Origin of the sequence: Paenibacillus xylanilyticus (assembly GCF_013359935.1) — a bacterium.
GTDB classification, from domain to species: domain Bacteria; phylum Bacillota; class Bacilli; order Paenibacillales; family Paenibacillaceae; genus Paenibacillus; species Paenibacillus xylanilyticus.
The window spans coordinates 162,257-180,027 of the sequence record NZ_JABMCB010000178.1; the positions used below are offsets into that span (position 1 = coordinate 162,257).

Annotated in this window: 16 protein-coding genes; 3 read left to right on the top strand and 13 right to left on the bottom strand. The window is 46.6% G+C overall.

Annotated features, from left to right (window positions below):
- Nucleotides 1–76 precede the first annotated feature (76 nt).
- The 11 genes from HP552_RS13035 to HP552_RS13085 form a co-directional block, all read right to left on the bottom strand.
- Nucleotides 77–1,432, bottom strand: coding sequence for an FAD-dependent oxidoreductase (locus HP552_RS13035; protein WP_246310867.1), 1,356 nt, complete (start codon nucleotides 1,430–1,432; stop codon nucleotides 77–79).
- A gap of 29 nt (nucleotides 1,433–1,461) precedes the next feature.
- Complete coding sequence (locus HP552_RS13040) at nucleotides 1,462–2,316, bottom strand: carbohydrate ABC transporter permease (RefSeq protein ID WP_175395884.1); 855 nt, start codon at nucleotides 2,314–2,316, stop codon at nucleotides 1,462–1,464.
- The gene (locus HP552_RS13045; RefSeq protein ID WP_376768956.1) at nucleotides 2,300–3,133 is read right to left on the bottom strand and encodes a carbohydrate ABC transporter permease; all 834 of its coding nucleotides are present in this window, start codon (nucleotides 3,131–3,133) and stop codon (nucleotides 2,300–2,302) included. The genes HP552_RS13040 and HP552_RS13045 overlap by 17 nt, the downstream gene beginning before the upstream one ends.
- A gap of 113 nt (nucleotides 3,134–3,246) precedes the next feature.
- Nucleotides 3,247–3,933, bottom strand: a complete 687-nt coding sequence (locus HP552_RS13050) for a hypothetical protein (RefSeq protein WP_175395886.1) — start codon at nucleotides 3,931–3,933, stop codon at nucleotides 3,247–3,249.
- 132 nt (nucleotides 3,934–4,065) lie between these two features.
- On the bottom strand, nucleotides 4,066–5,259 hold the full coding sequence (locus HP552_RS13055; protein WP_312884289.1) for an ABC transporter substrate-binding protein: 1,194 nt from the start codon (nucleotides 5,257–5,259) through the stop codon (nucleotides 4,066–4,068).
- Between the two features lie 130 nt (nucleotides 5,260–5,389).
- On the bottom strand, nucleotides 5,390–6,166 hold the full coding sequence (locus HP552_RS13060) for a response regulator transcription factor (RefSeq protein WP_175395887.1): 777 nt from the start codon (nucleotides 6,164–6,166) through the stop codon (nucleotides 5,390–5,392).
- Nucleotides 6,159–7,994 carry a cache domain-containing sensor histidine kinase gene (locus HP552_RS13065; protein ID WP_175395888.1) on the bottom strand — a complete coding sequence of 612 codons (1,836 nt, stop codon included), beginning with the start codon at nucleotides 7,992–7,994 and terminating at the stop codon, nucleotides 6,159–6,161. The genes HP552_RS13060 and HP552_RS13065 overlap by 8 nt, the downstream gene beginning before the upstream one ends.
- A 295-nt stretch (nucleotides 7,995–8,289) precedes the next feature.
- A complete protein-coding gene (locus tag HP552_RS13070) occupies nucleotides 8,290–8,481 on the bottom strand; it encodes an aspartyl-phosphate phosphatase Spo0E family protein (RefSeq protein ID WP_095361627.1) in 192 nt (63 codons plus the stop codon).
- A gap of 229 nt (nucleotides 8,482–8,710) precedes the next feature.
- A complete protein-coding gene (locus tag HP552_RS13075; protein WP_175395889.1) occupies nucleotides 8,711–8,887 on the bottom strand; it encodes an aspartyl-phosphate phosphatase Spo0E family protein in 177 nt (58 codons plus the stop codon).
- Between the two features lie 139 nt (nucleotides 8,888–9,026).
- Nucleotides 9,027–10,397 carry a transcriptional regulator gene (locus HP552_RS13080; protein ID WP_175395890.1) on the bottom strand — a complete coding sequence of 457 codons (1,371 nt, stop codon included), beginning with the start codon at nucleotides 10,395–10,397 and terminating at the stop codon, nucleotides 9,027–9,029.
- A gap of 265 nt (nucleotides 10,398–10,662) precedes the next feature.
- Nucleotides 10,663–12,048 (bottom strand): transcriptional regulator, encoded by a 1,386-nt coding sequence (locus HP552_RS13085; RefSeq protein ID WP_175395891.1) that lies wholly within the window; start codon nucleotides 12,046–12,048, stop codon nucleotides 10,663–10,665.
- A 265-nt stretch (nucleotides 12,049–12,313) separates the two neighbouring features.
- Between HP552_RS13085 and HP552_RS13090 the strand changes: the two genes are divergently transcribed.
- Nucleotides 12,314–13,438: an LLM class flavin-dependent oxidoreductase gene (locus tag HP552_RS13090; RefSeq protein WP_175395892.1), complete on the top strand. Its 1,125-nt coding sequence runs from the start codon at nucleotides 12,314–12,316 to the stop codon at nucleotides 13,436–13,438.
- Nucleotides 13,439–13,524: 86 nt separating this feature from the next.
- Here the strand turns inward: HP552_RS13090 and HP552_RS13095 are convergent, their stop codons facing one another.
- Nucleotides 13,525–14,103, bottom strand: coding sequence for a TetR/AcrR family transcriptional regulator (locus HP552_RS13095; RefSeq protein WP_175395893.1), 579 nt, complete (start codon nucleotides 14,101–14,103; stop codon nucleotides 13,525–13,527).
- A gap of 261 nt (nucleotides 14,104–14,364) precedes the next feature.
- Here HP552_RS13095 and HP552_RS13100 point away from each other — a divergent pair, with 261 nt between their 5' ends.
- On the top strand, nucleotides 14,365–15,576 hold the full coding sequence (locus HP552_RS13100; protein WP_175395894.1) for an MFS transporter: 1,212 nt from the start codon (nucleotides 14,365–14,367) through the stop codon (nucleotides 15,574–15,576).
- A 65-nt stretch (nucleotides 15,577–15,641) separates the two neighbouring features.
- Here the strand turns inward: HP552_RS13100 and HP552_RS13105 are convergent, their stop codons facing one another.
- Nucleotides 15,642–16,694 (bottom strand): oxidoreductase, encoded by a 1,053-nt coding sequence (locus tag HP552_RS13105; RefSeq protein WP_175395895.1) that lies wholly within the window; start codon nucleotides 16,692–16,694, stop codon nucleotides 15,642–15,644.
- Nucleotides 16,695–16,846: 152 nt separating this feature from the next.
- On the opposite strand from HP552_RS13105, the gene HP552_RS13110 reads away from it, so the two are divergent.
- A complete protein-coding gene (locus HP552_RS13110; RefSeq protein ID WP_175395896.1) occupies nucleotides 16,847–17,710 on the top strand; it encodes a LysR family transcriptional regulator in 864 nt (287 codons plus the stop codon).
- The last annotated feature ends 61 nt before the right edge of the window (nucleotides 17,711–17,771 follow it).

The window sequence follows — 17,771 nt, forward strand, 5'->3', positions numbered from 1 at the left end:
TATGCAAATAAGAGTCCAGCTAAACACATATCTGTGTCTAACTGGACTCTTTATTATTTGCGTATTGTTTCCGATTTCATATCGCCACTCCATTTTGCCGTAATTCTTTCTGCAGCAACGCAACCGGGAGTGACAGCGGATCAAGCTGCAGCTGCACTGCCAATGCAGCGGATGTTCCGGCAGCCTCCCCCGTAGCCATGCAACTGGGAGTCAACCTGGTTGTAGCATGGGCCTCATGTGTGGTGGAGATGCAGCGTCCTGCTGCCAGCAGGTTTCGGATATTGCTAGAGATCAGGCAGCGATATGGAATGTCGTATGCTCCATCCCCTTCAATAAATGCAGCCGCTACGCCTTGACCTGAAGGATCATGTATATCAATGGGATAACCACTTCTAGCGATAACATCGTCAAACTTTCGCCCCGTAACTACGTCTTCCCTCGTCAAAGAATAATGTCCAATAATCCGTCTGGATTCACGTATGCCAATCTGGGGAGCAACTGCAGAAATCGAAGCCCGCTCGAATCCAGGTACATCGCGCTGCAAGAATTCAGCAATCATGAGTACCTGCTTTCTGCCTTCCTGCTCAGCAGAGGTGAGATCCTCTGCATTGGTAGCATCCAGTCCCTGGACCCGGGTACAGTTAATCAGCACTTCATCTTCAGCCGGCCCGGTAAAAAATAACACCTGATCGCGGTTAATCGGAATACCCGACTTCTGCCATTGCGAATAAAAACCACTCACCCCGGTGAGCGGAATACGATCCAGCTCTGCGAAAGGTGTCTTGGCATAGAAATCTTCCGGATGCTCCAGAATATACTGCTTAACTCGCTCAAGGTTTACGCCGCGCATCCGAAATTTCATGGTCATGGGCTGGGACTGATGATCTCCATCCCGTCCCTTCGCGACAGCAGCACCGGCAAGATAAGCTGCATCCGCATCTCCACTGGTATCGACAAATATCTTGGCCTTAAGCTCCAATCGGCCCGACTTGTTTGTCAATTGAACCGCCTCTACCCGATTATCCTGAACAATCACTTCATCCACGAAGCTGTGCAACAGCAGCCGAACACCTGCCTCCTGCAGCATATCGGCCGCGATCACTTGATAAATGGCCGGATGGTATGGTGTAACGGTATGCACAAACCCAACTGTATCTCGGAGATGCCCTGGAGAACCACCTCGCTCCTTCAGCCGGTCAACGATCTCCTGGGCAATGCCTCTGATCACCTGTTCGCCGCTCTCTGTGTGGAAAGTCATCCAAGGGTAGACCATGGCGGCGGTCGACATCCCGCCAACGAACCCATATCGCTCTATCAGCACCGTACGCACGCCCTGTCGTCCGGCAGCAATGGCCGCCGCAATGCCCGCGGGTCCGCCTCCCACAATAACAACATCGGCTTGCTCCGTCTTCATGCTTATCCGTTTGCTCATGTTCCACTCCTCCTCCATCGATTAGCCGCCTATTCTTTCAGCCCTGTCATTGCAACACCCTCAATGAAACGCCGCTGCGCTATGAAGAATACAACCAGAAGCGGTACGGTTGCCATGACGGTGGCGCTCATCAGATAATGCCATGCCGTACCCACTTCATCCGTGAACAGGGACAACCCTAGCGGCAGTGTCATCAACTCGCGCGAGTTAATGAATATCAGCGGGTCAAAAAACTCATTCCAGATGGTCACAAAGGTAAAAATGGTCAGTGTCGCCATGCCCGGTTTGGCAATGGGCAGCATAATCCGCGCATATATCCGGAACCGGTTGCAGCCATCAATCATCGCTGCTTCCTCCAGTTCGGTGGGGACTGTAATAAAGAACTGCCGCATCACAAAGATGCCGAATACGCCACCTGCCCCGAAGATGGGAAGTAAAATCAGCGGGAGATGTGTATCAATCCAGCCCAGCTGCCGCATGAACAAAAACATCGGAATTGCCGTCACCTCGTGGGGAATCATCATGGCGCTCAGCAGGATAAGGAACACCACATTGCGGCCCTTGAATGGAATCTTGGCAAATGCATATCCGGCAAGGGAAGCAAAAAACACTGTACCCAGCACGACCACAACAGCAATATACACACTATTAAAATAGAATCGATGAAACGGAATCAATCGAAAAACATCGATATAATTCTGAAAACGAAACGGTTCCGGGATCCACTGCGGTGGATACGTGAATATACTCTGGGGCTCCTTGAAGGACGTAGATATCATCCAGATAAACGGCACAATCATAATCAGCGAAATCAGGGTCAGCAACAAATACGTACCGATTGCACCCCCTGCTGTACGAACAGATGGCTTAGGCATCGCCTTCATTGAATACCCACCTCTTTCGAAGCTGCCATTGCAGCAGCGTCAGGATCAGTACGATAGCAAACAGCACATACGCCAATGCGGAGGCGTAACCAAACTGAAACAGCTTGAACGCTTTTTCCCATATATAGTAGACCAACACCTTGGTACTATTGCTCGGACCTCCCTGTGTCATCACATATATCTGCCCGAACACTTTGAGCGAGCCAATGACCGTCATCACCATGGTCAAGAACACGGTTGGCGTAATCATGGGAAGCGTCACGTGGAAAAAGGCCCTCCGCCTGCCTGCACCGTCCAGTGTGGCCGCTTCGTACAATGATCGCGGCACCTGCTGAATGGCAGCTATGAACAATACCATATTCAGGCCAACATTTTTAAGCACACTGGTCACTATAACCGCGGGCATCGCCAGATCCTGATTGTAGAGCCAAGCCGGTCCCTTGATGCCCATCATCATCAGAAGCTGATTGATCAGTCCCGACTCGGTTGCATACATAAGCTTCCATACAATTGCCCATACAATAAGGGAAGTCATGACCGGAACAAAGATGGCAGTGCGGAATATTCCGATGCCCCGCAGACTTTTGGATAGCAGCAAAGCGAGCAGCAGCGCCAGTACAATATTCAGCGGAACAAGTCCAGCTGTGAAATAAACCGTTTTTCCCAGTACCCGCCAAAACATTTTGTCTGTCATGATCTCGCGATAGTTATCCAGCCCAATAAAGTGATGATCTCCAAGCAATGGCCAATCGGTCAAACTCATGTATAATGCAAGGCCCATTGGAAAGAGCAGCAGCAGAGTAAAACCAAGAACCATCGGAGATACGAAAAGCCATCCTGCAATCTGGGCCTCTCTTGCGAGCGGTCCTCTTCCTGAATGCTTGCGTGAATGGGTCAACTCTGGCCCTCCTCTTCTCATCCGTCTTTCTTCTACTTCAGTTTGTCCATGGCATTGCGAAAGCCATTTACGGCTTTTCGCAGCTCTTCCTCCGTTTTACCTGTTACGACTGCCCCAAGCATAATCGCCTTAATCCCGGTATCGTGTAGCACCCGCACATCCTCCTGTACCAGTCTCCGCTGGGAAGGGATCAACACGGGAAGCTGTGCTTGCATTACTAACCGGCGATACCGGAGGACATCTGAGAAGCTTAGCGGTGTGCCGTACTCGGGCACAATGGATGCTTCCAGCGCGGTAAAACCATAATGAGCTGCCTCCCTAATTAGAGAAGGGTCGTAGTGTTCATTGATGGCAAATGTTTTATCCAGACCGAGCTCACCCAACATGAAGGATGGTAAATGGTGAGCATATATGGAATAAAAATCAAAACCCAGACCGGAAAGCTTTCCCACATCTTCTTGTCGTGTCCCATCAATGCTACCCGAAGGAACTACCCCAAGCGGACCCGTAAATTGGGATCGGATTTCACGAAAGGTATCGATATATTCATCCAGCGGACCAAAATGGTTTCCACTTGCGCGGTGTCCGACATTATAATGCACTTTCAGCGCGTCAGCGCCTTCTTCAATCGCTGCCTGGGCCAGTGCTGCATTGTTCGCGGGCAGGCTGACCACAAGCAGCATACGTTGTCCGTTCAGTGCCTCCATCAATTGCCCCATATCCTTACCTCCTGCATTTAAGCCATTATTTATTATTGCAGCAAACCCTGAATCTCTTCCTGCATCTGCTTCAAATTATCCTGAGATGTGGCTAAACGGGCGAATAAACGATCGAAACCTTGCAGCACTGCATTATCGATATCCCTGCCAGCGAATATGGCCCGGAATCAAGCGTGCTTTTGGCATTTCATCAATCACTGCCTGAACAATATGTTCCTTGCTTGGATTATTCGGCTGATTAATAAAAGCATCCGAATTCAGTACAGAGGTGCGGGGAGGGACAAAGTAAGTTGCTGTTGCCTGAATTCCCTGCTCACTGGCGAAAAATTTCAGCAATTTCTTCGCTTCTTCCGGATGCTTGCTATCGTTGAACAAGGCATATCCCGCCTGGCCCAGCATGGGCACACTACCCTGTGATCCTGAAGGCATCGGTGCGATACTCCATTCGAAATCCGTTATGTCTCTTGCTTTGGACACATAACTGTAGTTGTCGAAGAACATACCCACATTGCCCGCATCGAAGCTGACCTGCTCACCCGCCTTCGGATGCGATTCATCTGTAAACATCATGCGTTCCAATAAATCAAAGGTTTGCACACCATACGGATCATTCCAGGTGAACTGCTTCATCCCCTCATCGAAAGGCCCGCTGCCATAGGACCAGGCATAGGAGGAAAGAACAGCCCAAGTCTTCCAATCACGAAAAAAGTTGGCACCGTAGATTCGGTTTGTCGCTTCCTTGCTGGTAATTGTTTTGGCTGTCTCTTCAAATCGTTCCCACGTCCATTGCCCTTGTGCAGCGAGTGTGTTGGGGTCGGTCAGACCAGCCTGGTCGAACAGAGATTTGTTGTAGAACATGACGACAGGAGGCGTGGAGAACGGCAAGCCAAGCAGTTGGTCACCGTCCCGAAACAGATCCAGCGTACTTGGAATATAATCATCCAGCTTGAACTCTGCATCATCCTTGAATTCGGATACGTCTGCCAGAATGTGATTGGATTTGAATTGTGGAACCATCCGCTCAGAGACCCAGGCGATATCCGGAAGCGAGCCGCCGGCGGCAAGCACAGAAATTTTTTGCTGGTATTCCGCAAAGGGTACGGATTCCATCGTCACCTTGATACCGGGATTTTCCTGTGTGAAGCTATCAATCAACTTGTTATACACGTCCATATGCGCCTGATTTCCCCACATCATGAACTTCAGTTCAATCTCTCCATCTCCTGCGGATGCATTCTCAGGATCACTGCCGGAATCAGCACCTGCACAGCCAATTAATGCAACAATGATGAATACGAGCATCAACGTCAGTCCTGCCTTTTTCATGGAAATCCCCCTTATACGCTTAGTGATATACACGTGCAACCAAAGTATAGCGAAAGAATAACTTGTTCCTAAATCACGCCAGCTACAGAAATGGTATGGTTTTTCAAGGACTTAAATCGATAGGCACCTGCTACAGCTGTTCATCCGTGCTGAATCGGTTACGATATTCCCCTGCCGTCCAGCCCACCTGCTGTTTGAACACCAGCATGAAGTGTTTGGGACTTTGATGCCCGGACAATCTGGCTACATCATAGATTTTCAGTTGAGTGTTGACCAACAGCCACTTGGCCCGCTCCATGCGCGCCTCAGCGACGTATTCTGAATAATTTGTTCCCGTTTCATTTTTGAAGAGTTTGCTCAGATAGGTTGGGTTCAAATGAACAAGGTCCGCTATGTTCTGCAGACGCAGATCCCCATCTGGATGGAGCCTGATATATTCCTTTACATCCCGAATGATCTTTCGTGTATCTCCACTGCTGCACTCTGCTTCCCCCGGTGTATCCATCGTCTGGCTGGACGAAACACCGTATCTGCGGTCCAGCAGCAGCTGAATTTTCTGGATCGCGGTTACCCATTCATGGCGCTCCACTGGCTTCAACAGATAATTCAATACACCATACTCCATCGCTCTGCGAGCATACTCAAACTCGCCATAGCCGCTAATAATGACCATCAGCAGATCGGGGTACATCTCCCTTGCTTTGGATACCAAGGTCAGTCCGTCCATTTCGCGCATACGAATATCCGTAATCAGCACGTCAGGCACATCACTTCTCAGGAATTCAAGGGCCTCGGTCCCGCCAGCAGCTGTCCCCATAACTCGAAACTGGGGAGCCGTCTGGCTAATCATTTCCCGTAACCCTTCGAGGATGACTTTTTCATCTTCCACAAGCAGCACTTTATACATGCACGTTATCCCCTTTCTCCTGAAGCGGTATCGTAATCGTTGCGGCTAAGCCATGCCCTAAACTTCCGTAAACGCTCAAACTGGCGGCTTGACCATAAATAAGGTGGAGTCGCTGTGCGATATTGGTAAGCCCTAAGTTGTCTTCCGCGTTACAGCGCAGGGATTCGCTAGAGGGTATCTGGGATAATGACTCGTTCCATTCATCAATTTCTTCTTGGCTCAGACCTTTCCCATTATCTCGAACGGTAAGCAGCAATTCTTGATCAAACTGTAAGGCCGATACCCAAATCGTTCCCCCATCCTCCTGTCCTTCAATTCCGTGGTAAACTGCATTCTCCACCAGTGGCTGCAAAATTAATTTGGGGATTGGACAGCTCATTACCTCTTCTTCAAATTCAAAAATGACCTCCAGCCTACCGTCAAACCGTACCTGTTGAATGCGTACATAAGATTGGACAAAAGCTATCTCCTCCTGCAGGAGAACAATCCGGTCCACCTTATCAATCGTGTAACGAAGCAACTTGCCAAGTGCCGTCACCATATGGGACACTTCTGCATGCTTCCTGCGGATGGCCATCATATTAATAGACTCGAGCGTGTTGTATATAAAATGAGGATGAATTTGGCTTTGCAATGCTGACAGCTCTGCTTCCCTCTCCCGAATACCGAGCAGAAAAACCTCGTTAAACAAGCGGTGAATCTCTTCCATCATTCGGTTAAACCCCCGGCTGATCTGTCCGAATTCATCACTGCTGAAGCTCGTCACACGTTGGGTGAAATCCCCCTGCTCCACACGAATCATATTCTGCTTCAGACTAATTAACGGCCTTGTTACTCGGTAGGATAATAGAGCAGCCAGAATGGCTACTGCTGCCATGCACAGAACAGCGAACCCAAACGTGAACGTAAGCATTTCTCCTGATTCCTTCTGAATGACAGAACTGGGTGTAAGACTAATCACTGATAGTCCTGAATAATTTGAATGGTGCTGTACATACAGATAGGAACTCCCATCCAGTACCACCTTTTGGTTTCCTGCATAACCCTGAAGTTGTCCATGCTGCAGCAGTTGGTTGTACGCGGACCGTCCACCGATTGAAGTTCGCTCAAACACAAGGCGCTGTTTGCTGTCCACAATCATGAGACTCGCATTTTCCTCAAAATTCAGATTGGACAGCAGCTGGCGAAAGGCGTCCAGCCGGATATCAATCAGGATATATCCCAGCCGTTTGAGGGTGCTTGGATCACGGATCTCTCGAGCAACGGAGATATAGGCTTCTTCATTCTTGCCTGTGTAATAACTTGGATTATGCGGAGGGAGCAGTCGCCACTCCCCCTCTGAGCCTCCAAGCTCTGCAAACCAATCATCCTGCCTGCTGTCCCATACCGGCTTCACCGCTAACGAATCCAGGTTGGAGAACAGGATGCCACTGTTCGAGATGAGGTGGATGCCCCGAATTTCGGGGCGATCATAGGCTTGACCCGAAGTATAGAGCTTCATCTTTAAGTAATCGTCAGACTTTGCCCACGTAGCAGTCCCCATTGGGGCATTGTATTTCCCCAGAATGCCCAGCACCATCTGATCGTAGAGCGGCAGAAGTGATAAACGCTCGAAATCCTTAAGCAGCCGATTCAGATTGGTGTTAATCTGGCGAATAATATCAATAGTGAACTGCTCGGTTTTACGATCAATCGTCTGTGAAAAATGGTGATAGTTGACCCATCCCTGCAAACTTAGCGGAAGCAAAGTCAGTACCAAAAACAACACCAGCAGCTTGGTGCGCAGGTTCATGTTTCTTTTCGAATAATCTAGTGCTTTGTCCATCATTCACTGGATCCTCCCTCTCCCGTCATTCAAGAATTGCTTCAAAAAAATAGGAACGAATTGGATTTAATCATATTCAGTTTTAATGATGGTTAGCTATCCTGCCAACATCTCAATGGGTGCGGAATTTCAAGAGATGCAAGCTTCACCTCATCAAAAACAAAAACAGCCGACTGTATCGCTGACAGTCGACTGTTTTATATAAACGAATCTGGTCAATCAAAAGGGGACGCAATTTATCCAGTAGATGGATGGTATAGCGCTGTGTCGTTTTATCCAACTAAAAAAGCCGACTGCATTATGCAATCGGCTGTCTATTCATATATTGTTGTTTTCTATATTTGAATCGGTTATATTCATTGATCAGTTCGTCCAGTACCATGGATTGTTGAAGGACTTTGTAGTCTTGCATGCCATGATGCTCCGCCAAACGACTTAATTCTTGCCTGTTCCGTTCAATCTGGTCTACAACCTGACTTGGTCCTTTCATAGCATGCACCCCCCTCTTTGTAGACCATTTTAGGATAGATTGCCAAAAAATTCATATTTTTTTCCTTTGCAAATTAAAAAGTTTATTTACATAGTTATTCTTTCATAATCAAGCATTTTGCATCAGTTCTCTAACAAACTCAAAACCATCAATATGTAGATCGAAAAAAATATAACTGTCCACATATCGTATCCCTGAACGCATTTAATTCATTACTCAAAAAATTTTCTTAGAGAGTTTCACACTTACTAACAGCATTCATTTTGTAATGGTTATTAATTAGTTCGTCCAGTATTCTGGACTGAAGAAGAACTTTATGGTGCTGCATGCCATGATTTTGCACCAAGCGACGCAGCTCTTGTCTGTTCAGTTCGATATGTTCCTTGTGCCATTCTACTTCTTTCATGCCATGCACCCCTTTTTCAACATATTTTAGGGGAAGTTATCACAAGAAAATACTCTGGAAATAGATGCAAATAGACCGATACGCAAGTTAATGAAAAAAGCTGGATGCACAACAATTTCCCCTAAATTGATTATAAGTCTTATACTCCAAAATGTTGGGTACTTAGACTATCCATTAGCAAACTATACTGTTTTTCCTGCGAGTCACTGGCATGATTTCTGAACTTTCCATATAAATCAATAGATCTTATAGACATTAAGTCATCATCACTGGCAGATGAGAGCTTCAAACTGATGAGTAAATTCTCCATTCCTTGTTTGTACTTTTGTTGGCTGAGCCTATATTTCGCAAGTTCATAGTAAAATCGTATATACCTATGATTTATTACCTGATCAGTATATGTCCCTTTTACATATTCCTCTGTATTGAATTGTTTAATGTAGGGATCGAATCTCTCCAACGCAAAATCGATATCTAGTGCGTGTTGATTGGCTGCTTGTACAATAGTCACGAAGGCAGTTAAAATCTCCTGAGGATGATCATTGAGATAATCCAGATAAGATTCAAGCACCTTATGATTTCCTAACAACATTTGATATAAATATCGATTCCCCTTAGCCCAACTCTGAAAACGCTCTATTAATTCTTGCTCTTCTTCAGTCGGGTTTGGAATTTCAATGACTCGTTCATAAATATCGGTGTATTCTAAAGCCTTTTCATATTCTTGGCGAGCTTCACACACACCTGCCTTCAGTAAGTTTGCATATGCTTTGTACGTGAATAAGGGATAAAACGCAATTCTTTGTCTGCTTTTTCGTCTTCGAGATTGAAGACTAAGTTGAAAATCAACTTTTCTTTCCAGCTCATCAGCCAGATAATAAACCTTATCCCAGAGGTGTATTGTGAGGTATATATTGGCCAAGTCTTTAATTGCATCCAGTTGTATTTCCTCATCCAACTTTTCTACATAAGGTTCCATGTGAACTGCAGCGCTTAGATTATCGAATTTGCTCATGGTTTTATTGATTGAAAAAATGCGGTACTGACATAAAGCCAACCGTTCAGAGTGCTGATATTTCTCACTGTCAGCCACGCATTCATACAAAATAAGTGCTGCTTCATTCATCTCTTCGTTATAGATCTTCTCAGCCATTTCAAACAATTCTGAAGTATAAGATCGATCATCGGTTACCTGGACCACAACCTTTTTAATACAATCCAGCTTGTTTAGTTCGGCGCACCGATATAAAAAAGGTTCCAAGCGTCTCCAATGTGGGGCAGTTTCCACGAAACATTCCACGCAGTACATCTCATAGAAGTATCCCTTTTCAAGTCCCATACCAGCAGTAATTTGATCCAATTGATTCATGGCTATAGGTCTGCTTCCTTTAAGTATGGCACTCATCGTACCAACATTAACTCCACAGATACTAGAAAATTGTTGAAGTTTGTACCCCTTAACCTTGATATGATTTTCTATATGCGAGCGTATCGTAGGTGCAAGTTGCAAATATCTCACCCCCAACAATCCAAACTTCTTAATGATATGCCATGTATAGTAAATGTAATTTTAATCCTGTATTTTACAACGGTCAATCATCACTACTATAATAAAAACAGCGCGTCCTAAATTTAGGAACCGCACTGTTTTTAATGAAATCTTTTAATAACACACGATTATTTACAAATCTCCTGTTCCATGTTGAGAGGAAAGTGTGTGCATAGGAGATGTATTTGTTACTGAACCTTCCAGGGGAAGGGTAATGAGAAAGAAACTAAGCAAGACTATATACAGGATATTCCTTTTTTTCATAATAATTCTCTACCTCCGTCATTAATGAATGATATTGACTTTCAATTTCCTTACTTGCCTTATTTCTATACTTCTCATATAGAGCCACACAATGAATAATATCAGATTGATTGTTTATCTTTATAGCAGAAGCTAAACATTCCATAAGTTGTTTCATGCCTTCCTCGTATCTACCACGAGCAAGGTGATATATGGACAATTCAACTAAAAAAGTTATATAAAGATCCAATTTGACTTGTTTACTATAACCTTGAATTAAGGTATCTACCGATGTCATTTGAACACCAAATTTATCAAGAACCTCATCCACGTCCATATCATACTTGTTCGCTGCCTCCATGATGTTAACCAGGGCAGGTAATAACTCTTTTTGATTTCTTTCAATAAAATCGACATAGGCTGGCAGAACATTTTTATCTCCCATTAATAAATGATAGAGATACGTATTGGCCTCTTCCCAACCTTTGAATTTAATAATATAAAAAATATCCTCATCATCAGGTTCTATAATTTTAATTAAGTCTGCGTATGCCTTTGTATAGCGTAAAGCTTCCTCATACTTGCCTAACCTTTCACTTGCAGTTGCCTTGAGCAGGCTTGAATAGGCTTTGTACACAAACAACGGATATGAAGTTACCCTGCTTGCTTTATCTACATTCTTCTTGGTGTAAGTTTGTATAATTTCGGCTTTACGACCCAATTCATCAGCCAGTGTGAACAACTTGTCCCAATAGCGGAGAGCGGAGTATGTATTCGCCAGATCCTTGATTGCATCCAGCTGTCGCTCTTCGTCCAGCCGGTTAATATACGGCTCGAAGTGAACGGCTGCTCTAAGATTCTCATGCTGGTCCTGGCCCAGAGACAAGGTGAAGATACGATACTGGCACAACGCCAGACGTTCGGAGTGCTGGTACTTCTCACACTCGGCAACACATTCGTACAACATCCGCGCAGCCTTCTTCTGTCCGCGTTCAAACATGGACTCGGCCAGCTCAAACAATTCGGAAACATAAGAGCGATCATCCGTCACTTGCTGAATTACCCTCTGTATACAGTCCAGCTTGTCCAGCTCGGCACAGCGCAGCAGGAACGGCTCCAACCTTCGCCAGTGCGGCGCAGATTCCACAAAACATTCAGCACCATATATTTCGTAGAAGTGGCCTTCCTCCAGCTTCATGCCCTGGGTGATGAGGTCCAATTGAGCCATGGCAATCGGCCGTGTCCCTTTGATAATCGCACTTAAAGTCCCGGCGTTAACCCCCGATATATCAGCAAAGTATTGTAGGGTATACCCTTGTTTCCTGATGTAATCCTCAATATTTGAGCGTATCGTAGTTGTAGGTTCCATGTCTCCCACCTCCACAATGAAAATCCAGAAATTTGAATTTATATGATATGCACAATTTTAATCCTAAATTTTACAGCGGTCAATAACAATCGTGGCAATTTCCTTCACATTTAGACATTTTTGCTGAATATATCCCGTCTTATAGAAAAAATCCATTAGAAGAATAGGAGCGGACATGTTAAAGTAAGTTCAACTCATAATATCCTACTATTTCCATAGGATTAAACAAAACAGATTCGCCAATTCCGTTCAAGGAGAAGGTCAGATGAAATTTGCCTTGTTTAGCCTCATGATGAACCTCCCCAATGCGGTAACCGGTGAAGCACTGACCGCACAACAGAAATTCCATAACATTCTGGAACAAGCCAGACTGGCCGAGCGTTTGGGCTTCGATGCATATGGAATTGGGGAACGGCACGGTGCGCCTTTTCTGTCATCCTCGCCGCCTGTTGTACTGACCGCTGTAGCTGCTGCTACCTCCCGCATTCGTTTGCTAACAACCGTCACTGTGCTCAGCGTGTTGGATCCGGTTCGGGTTGCCGAAGATTATGCAACACTAGATCAATTATCCGGTGGGCGGCTGGAGATGATCATCGGAAAAGGCAATGACCCTCGGCACTATCCGCTGTTTGGCATTCGTGAGGAGGAACAGTGGGTTTCACTTGGTGAACGCTATGAGCTGCTAAAGCGCCTGTGGACGGAGGAGAATGTAACCTGGCAGGGAACGTATCGCCCGCCTCTCCACGATGTTACCACTTGGCCGCGCCCTCTCCAACAATCCATTCCGATCTGGCATGGCAGCGCATCGAGTACACTCTCCACCGAGCTGGCAGCGAAATACGGCGAACCACTCTTCTCCTCGAATTCTTTTCATCCACAGGCAAAATACAAAGCGTTGATTGACCACTATCGGGAACGTCTTGATTATTATGGTCATGATGCGAATCGTGCGGTGATCGGTTCCGGAGCGGGGAGCCTGTACCTTGCGAATACACGTGAGGAAGCGATTCGTCGCTATACGCCTTATTATAATGCTTTTCACGCAACCGCTGCCGCCCAGCACAACCAGTCACCCTTCACAGACCTGGAGGATAACATCGCTCGCGGTCCTGTGCTCATTGGTAGTCCTGAACAGGTTATTGTGAAAATCATGGATTACCATGCCGCTTTTGGACATCAGGTGCTCAGCATCAGCGTAGATGGACTCAGTCATAGCGAGCAGCTAGAGCAGGTTGAGCGCTTTGCCCAGGACGTAGCGCCCGTATTACGACGTGAATTACCGAATTCGGTATGGAACGATCCCCCGGTATTAAGCCGGCAAATACCTTCCCCTGCCTCCCATTCTTCCGCCACATGGCCCTCAGCCATCTCCCCTACATTCCAGATATAAGTCCTCACTCAGATACACATATCAAATTCAGGGTGATTCGTGAGAATCACCCTGTTCCTCCCTTATTCGACGTTCTTTTCTTTTATTTAAGTGGACTTAATCCCTGCAAACAGAGAATTCAAAAGTCTCTCTACAAACTCACTATCCATCGGTTCGCCAGTCACCAACATGCGATAAAAAACCGGCCCGTAAACGAGATCGATGCACAAGCCGATGTCCAAATCACTTTTTAATTCACCTCGCGTTACACCTTTCTCTATAATTCCCCACGCTTCACGCCGACGAGGCTGAATGTATCTGGTCCGATATTCTACCGCAAGACCTGGATCTGACTGTCCTTCTCCAATGATCTCAGTAATAGCCTTACCGTCCAGACTCGTCAAAAATTGAATCATATTGCTCGCATGAATGCGTACATCTTCAAATACCGATCCTGTATCCGGGACAGGCAATCTTGCTGTCATGGCAGACATGTATCCGTCCATAATGACAGCCCCTTTGTTGGGCCACCATTTGTATATCGTCGCTTTGCTCACTTGAGCACGCTCCGCTATCTTTTCAACCGTAATCGCTGCAAAACCATGCTCCAGCAGCAGCTCATAGGCGGCTGCAAGAATGGCATTCTGGGTTTCCATGTTGCGGGGACGTCCTCTTTTGGCTGTCATCTGAATCCCTCCTTGAGGTAACCATCACCATCAAATTTTCTTAAAAACGATACGTTCATTATACTAAAATGCCCACCACATAAACAGTTCCGCCTTCTCGTGATTGCTGCTTACCCAGAATAAAATAGTTATGCCTATTTACAATACTAAACGTATCGTTTATTATATGTTTGTAATTAGTGAACGACACGTTTAGAAATTAAGGATTCAAGCTGCATTGACCCATAATGAAACTAATCTAATACCATGTGGAGGATGATAATGATGAACATGAAACACGATACGAAGGCAAAACAGATTCCGGGTTGGCTGATATTCCTTTTGGCTGCGGCTTGTGGACTTATTGTGGCAAATTTGTATTATGCTCAAACGGTGATCGGCCCGATCAGTTTAACAACAGGGTTATCGTCTGCTGCTGCAGGATTGATCGTAACGTTAACCCAGATTGGTTATGTCATCGGATTGCTGTTTATCGTACCCCTCAGTGACATTATGGAGAACCGGCGGCTCGTAACTTCCTTTCTGATTTTACTAGTCGTTGCCTTGGCTGCAGCTGCGTTCTCCACTCATGCTTTACTATTTCTGACGGCGTCATTGGTGATCGGCATAGGTTCCGTCGTCGCTCAAATTCTCGTACCATACGCTACCTATCTTACCTCGGAAGAGCAGCGCGGACGCGTTGTTGGCAATGTCATGAGTGGACTTCTTCTCGGTATCATGTTGGCTCGCCCCATCGCAAGCTTCATTACAGATGCATTCGGTTGGCAGGCTGTCTTCATTTCCTCTGCCATTGTCATTGCATTGTTAGCCCTGCTCCTGTCACGTGCTCTTCCTGTACGTCAGCCTCACCCTGCAATGAAATACGGTCAGCTTATTGTTTCACTGGGCACCCTGCTGAAAACCTTGCCCATGCTGCGTCGCCGGGCACTGTACCAAGCCAGCTTGTTTGGCGCCTTCAGTCTGTTCTGGACGATCGTGCCTTTGCGGCTCGCTCATGATTTTGGCATGACCCAGCAGGGAATTGCCTGGTTTGCACTGGCTGGTGTAGGAGGAGCCATTGCCGCACCTATTGCAGGCAGATGGGCAGACAAAGGCTTGACCAAGATACTAACCGGACTTGCCATGGTGATTGCCGCTCTCTCCTTCGGTCTTGCCTATGTATTCCAGGGGCACTCTACCGCTTCTCTTGTGCTGCTGGTCATTGTCGCCATAACGCTCGACATGGCAGTCTCCGGCAATCTCGTTCTGGGACAGCGCATCATCTACTCCCTCGCGAATGAAGCGAGAGGACGGGTAAACGGAATTTTTATGTCGATCTTCTTTATCGGAGGGGCCATTGGCTCATCGCTTGGAAGCTGGTCCTACGCATCGGGAGGCTGGAGTCTGACGACACTGATCGGCCTGATCATGCCACTGTTGGCGCTCGGCTATTACTTTACGGAAAAGAAAACCGGCGTTGTCAGCAACTCATAACTGCATCACTCAACATAGAAGGGCAGTCTAATCCCCAGGATTAGAGCTGCCCTTTCATTATTTTTTCATATCAGAACAGGCAAATGCTTGTTCACATCGTACTCCACCAGCGGCTCACCTGCATGCAATCTGTGCACCAGATCGGAATTGGCAATAAAGGGCCTGCCAAACGCAGCGAGATGAATGATCCCCTCATTCAAGGCTTCCTCTGCCGTTTGAGCATCCAGATTCCCCACCCCAATAATCGTATGCTCCCACTGTTGCCTGATCACTTCATGAAAGGTCTTCTCCCCTGCCCAGGCTCTTGTATAGCGGTCGGTTGAAGGATGCAGAATTGTAATGCCCGTCTCACGGAACAGGTTAAGATAAGCATCAATCATGGCCGCCTTGTCTGTCCAAGCATAGGATGGATCATCGTCTTTTTTCTCGGAAAATCGGATTGAAATGCGATCCACGCTGATTTCTTTTTTTACCGCCAGAATGATCTCTTTCAAAAAACGTAATCTCTCCTGGATCCCGCCTCCATATTCGTCTGTTCGATGATTCGTCTTCTCGTTGATAAATTGATCCATCAGATATCCATGAGCTGCATGCAGCTCAATCCCGTCAAATCCGGCCAGCACCGCATTGCGAGCAGCATTCTGAAAATGCTGGATCGTATCCTGAATATCCTGTATGCACATCGCTTCGGGAACCTGATATGGCTTGTGCAATTTATGCACCTTGCCCTCGGCCTGAATGCTCGAAGGTGCCTGCGGCGTTCCTCCGATGAGATCGGAGTGGGACAATCTGCCGACATGCCACAGCTGCGCTATGATCGTACCTCCATGTCTATGAACGGCTTCCGTAACCCTTTTCCATGAAACGGTCTGTGCTTCCGTATACAGCCCAGGTATGCCATAGGTTCCTTTACCCGCCAGGTTGGGGTTAACTCCCTCCGTAATGATCAATCCCACACCATCCCGGGCACGCTGCTCATAGTATGCCACCATCTCTTCTGTTACTGTGCCATCCTCATCATTCGCAAACCCTCTCGTTAACGGAGCCATCACAATTCGGTTTCTAAGGTTCCATTGGTTGATCGTAACCGGGTTGAGTAATTTTATAAGATTGTTCATGCTATCCCTTCTCTCATCGTAATTAGGGATATTGTAGAACGGCTCAGGCATATCGTAAAATGATTAGAATATATGGAAGTATCTCTGTGAGAGATATCATAAGGACTTCAATTTGGCTTTTCGGAGAAATCCCGCAATCAGGAGGATTACGTATGGAATTATCAGATATCGATATCATTCTCGCAGTCGGACGGTCAGGCAAAATCTCGCAAGCCGCCAAAGAATTAAACTATGCCCAATCCAATGTCACCACCCGCATCAAAAAGCTGGAGCAGGAATACCAGGTGCAGTTATTCAACCGCTTCCCCAAGGGTGTGGTCCCCACAGCCAAAGGAGAGCAGTTTATTGCATATGCCGCTCGCATCCGTAACCTGCTGCATGATCTGGAACAGGATATGATGGATCCCGGGGAGCCTTCCGGAACACTGAAAATCGGGATTGTGGAGACGGCTGCGTCAAGCCGCTTCATGGAGATACTGAACGAATACCAGGTCACGTATCCGAAGGTTTCCATCTCACTGGTGAACGCCACTTCGCCCAAAGTGCTGCGTCACAAAATACAGGCATATGAGATTGATGGTGCGTTCATCAGCGGTGCCTGTGTTAAAGAAGGGTTGAAAGTGGAATACGAAATGCAGGATACGGTACACATTATTTCTAAACGTATGGAAACCCCCACAGAGAGCCTATGCCAGGTCTCATGGGTGGTTTTCCCTCAGGGCTGTCCCTATCGTGAAATTACGGAAATGTTTTTGGAGGAAGAAGGGTTGTCTGCCCGCAATATGATCGAGGTCAGTACCATGGAGAACCTGCTCAGCTGTGTGGAGTCCGGGATTGCTTATACGATTATGCCTTGCAGTGTGATTCACAAGAAGCCGGAAGTGTACTCGGTACACGATCTGGCCGAAAAGTTCACCCACACTACAACCACCTTTGTTCGCGGGGAGGATCGGTATGTCAGCAGTGCTTTGGATCAATTCGTGAAACTGCTGAATCAGAAATGCATTACATTTTAATGTCCACGTTATACTTTCGTTAGAATTGGCCGTTATCCTTCGATTATGGATTTCAACACAT

Coding starts and splice junctions, on each gene's coding strand:
- HP552_RS13105 (WP_175395895.1), bottom strand. CDS start 16,694: ATGAACAATCTTATAAAATTACTCAACCCGGTTACGATCAACCAATGG.
- HP552_RS13055 (WP_312884289.1), bottom strand. CDS start 5,259: ATGAAAAAGGCAGGACTGACGTTGATGCTCGTATTCATCATTGTTGCA.
- HP552_RS13070 (WP_095361627.1), bottom strand. CDS start 8,481: ATGAAAGGACCAAGTCAGGTTGTAGACCAGATTGAACGGAACAGGCAA.
- HP552_RS13100 (WP_175395894.1), top strand. CDS start 14,365: ATGATGAACATGAAACACGATACGAAGGCAAAACAGATTCCGGGTTGG.
- HP552_RS13050 (WP_175395886.1), bottom strand. CDS start 3,933: ATGGGGCAATTGATGGAGGCACTGAACGGACAACGTATGCTGCTTGTG.
- HP552_RS13085 (WP_175395891.1), bottom strand. CDS start 12,048: ATGGAACCTACAACTACGATACGCTCAAATATTGAGGATTACATCAGG.
- HP552_RS13095 (WP_175395893.1), bottom strand. CDS start 14,103: ATGACAGCCAAAAGAGGACGTCCCCGCAACATGGAAACCCAGAATGCC.
- HP552_RS13075 (WP_175395889.1), bottom strand. CDS start 8,887: ATGAAAGAAGTAGAATGGCACAAGGAACATATCGAACTGAACAGACAA.
- HP552_RS13110 (WP_175395896.1), top strand. CDS start 16,847: ATGGAATTATCAGATATCGATATCATTCTCGCAGTCGGACGGTCAGGC.
- HP552_RS13045 (WP_376768956.1), bottom strand. CDS start 3,133: ATGGTTCTTGGTTTTACTCTGCTGCTGCTCTTTCCAATGGGCCTTGCA.
- HP552_RS13090 (WP_175395892.1), top strand. CDS start 12,314: ATGAAATTTGCCTTGTTTAGCCTCATGATGAACCTCCCCAATGCGGTA.
- HP552_RS13065 (WP_175395888.1), bottom strand. CDS start 7,994: ATGATGGACAAAGCACTAGATTATTCGAAAAGAAACATGAACCTGCGC.
- HP552_RS13060 (WP_175395887.1), bottom strand. CDS start 6,166: ATGTATAAAGTGCTGCTTGTGGAAGATGAAAAAGTCATCCTCGAAGGG.
- HP552_RS13040 (WP_175395884.1), bottom strand. CDS start 2,316: ATGAAGGCGATGCCTAAGCCATCTGTTCGTACAGCAGGGGGTGCAATC.
- HP552_RS13035 (WP_246310867.1), bottom strand. CDS start 1,432: ATGAGCAAACGGATAAGCATGAAGACGGAGCAAGCCGATGTTGTTATT.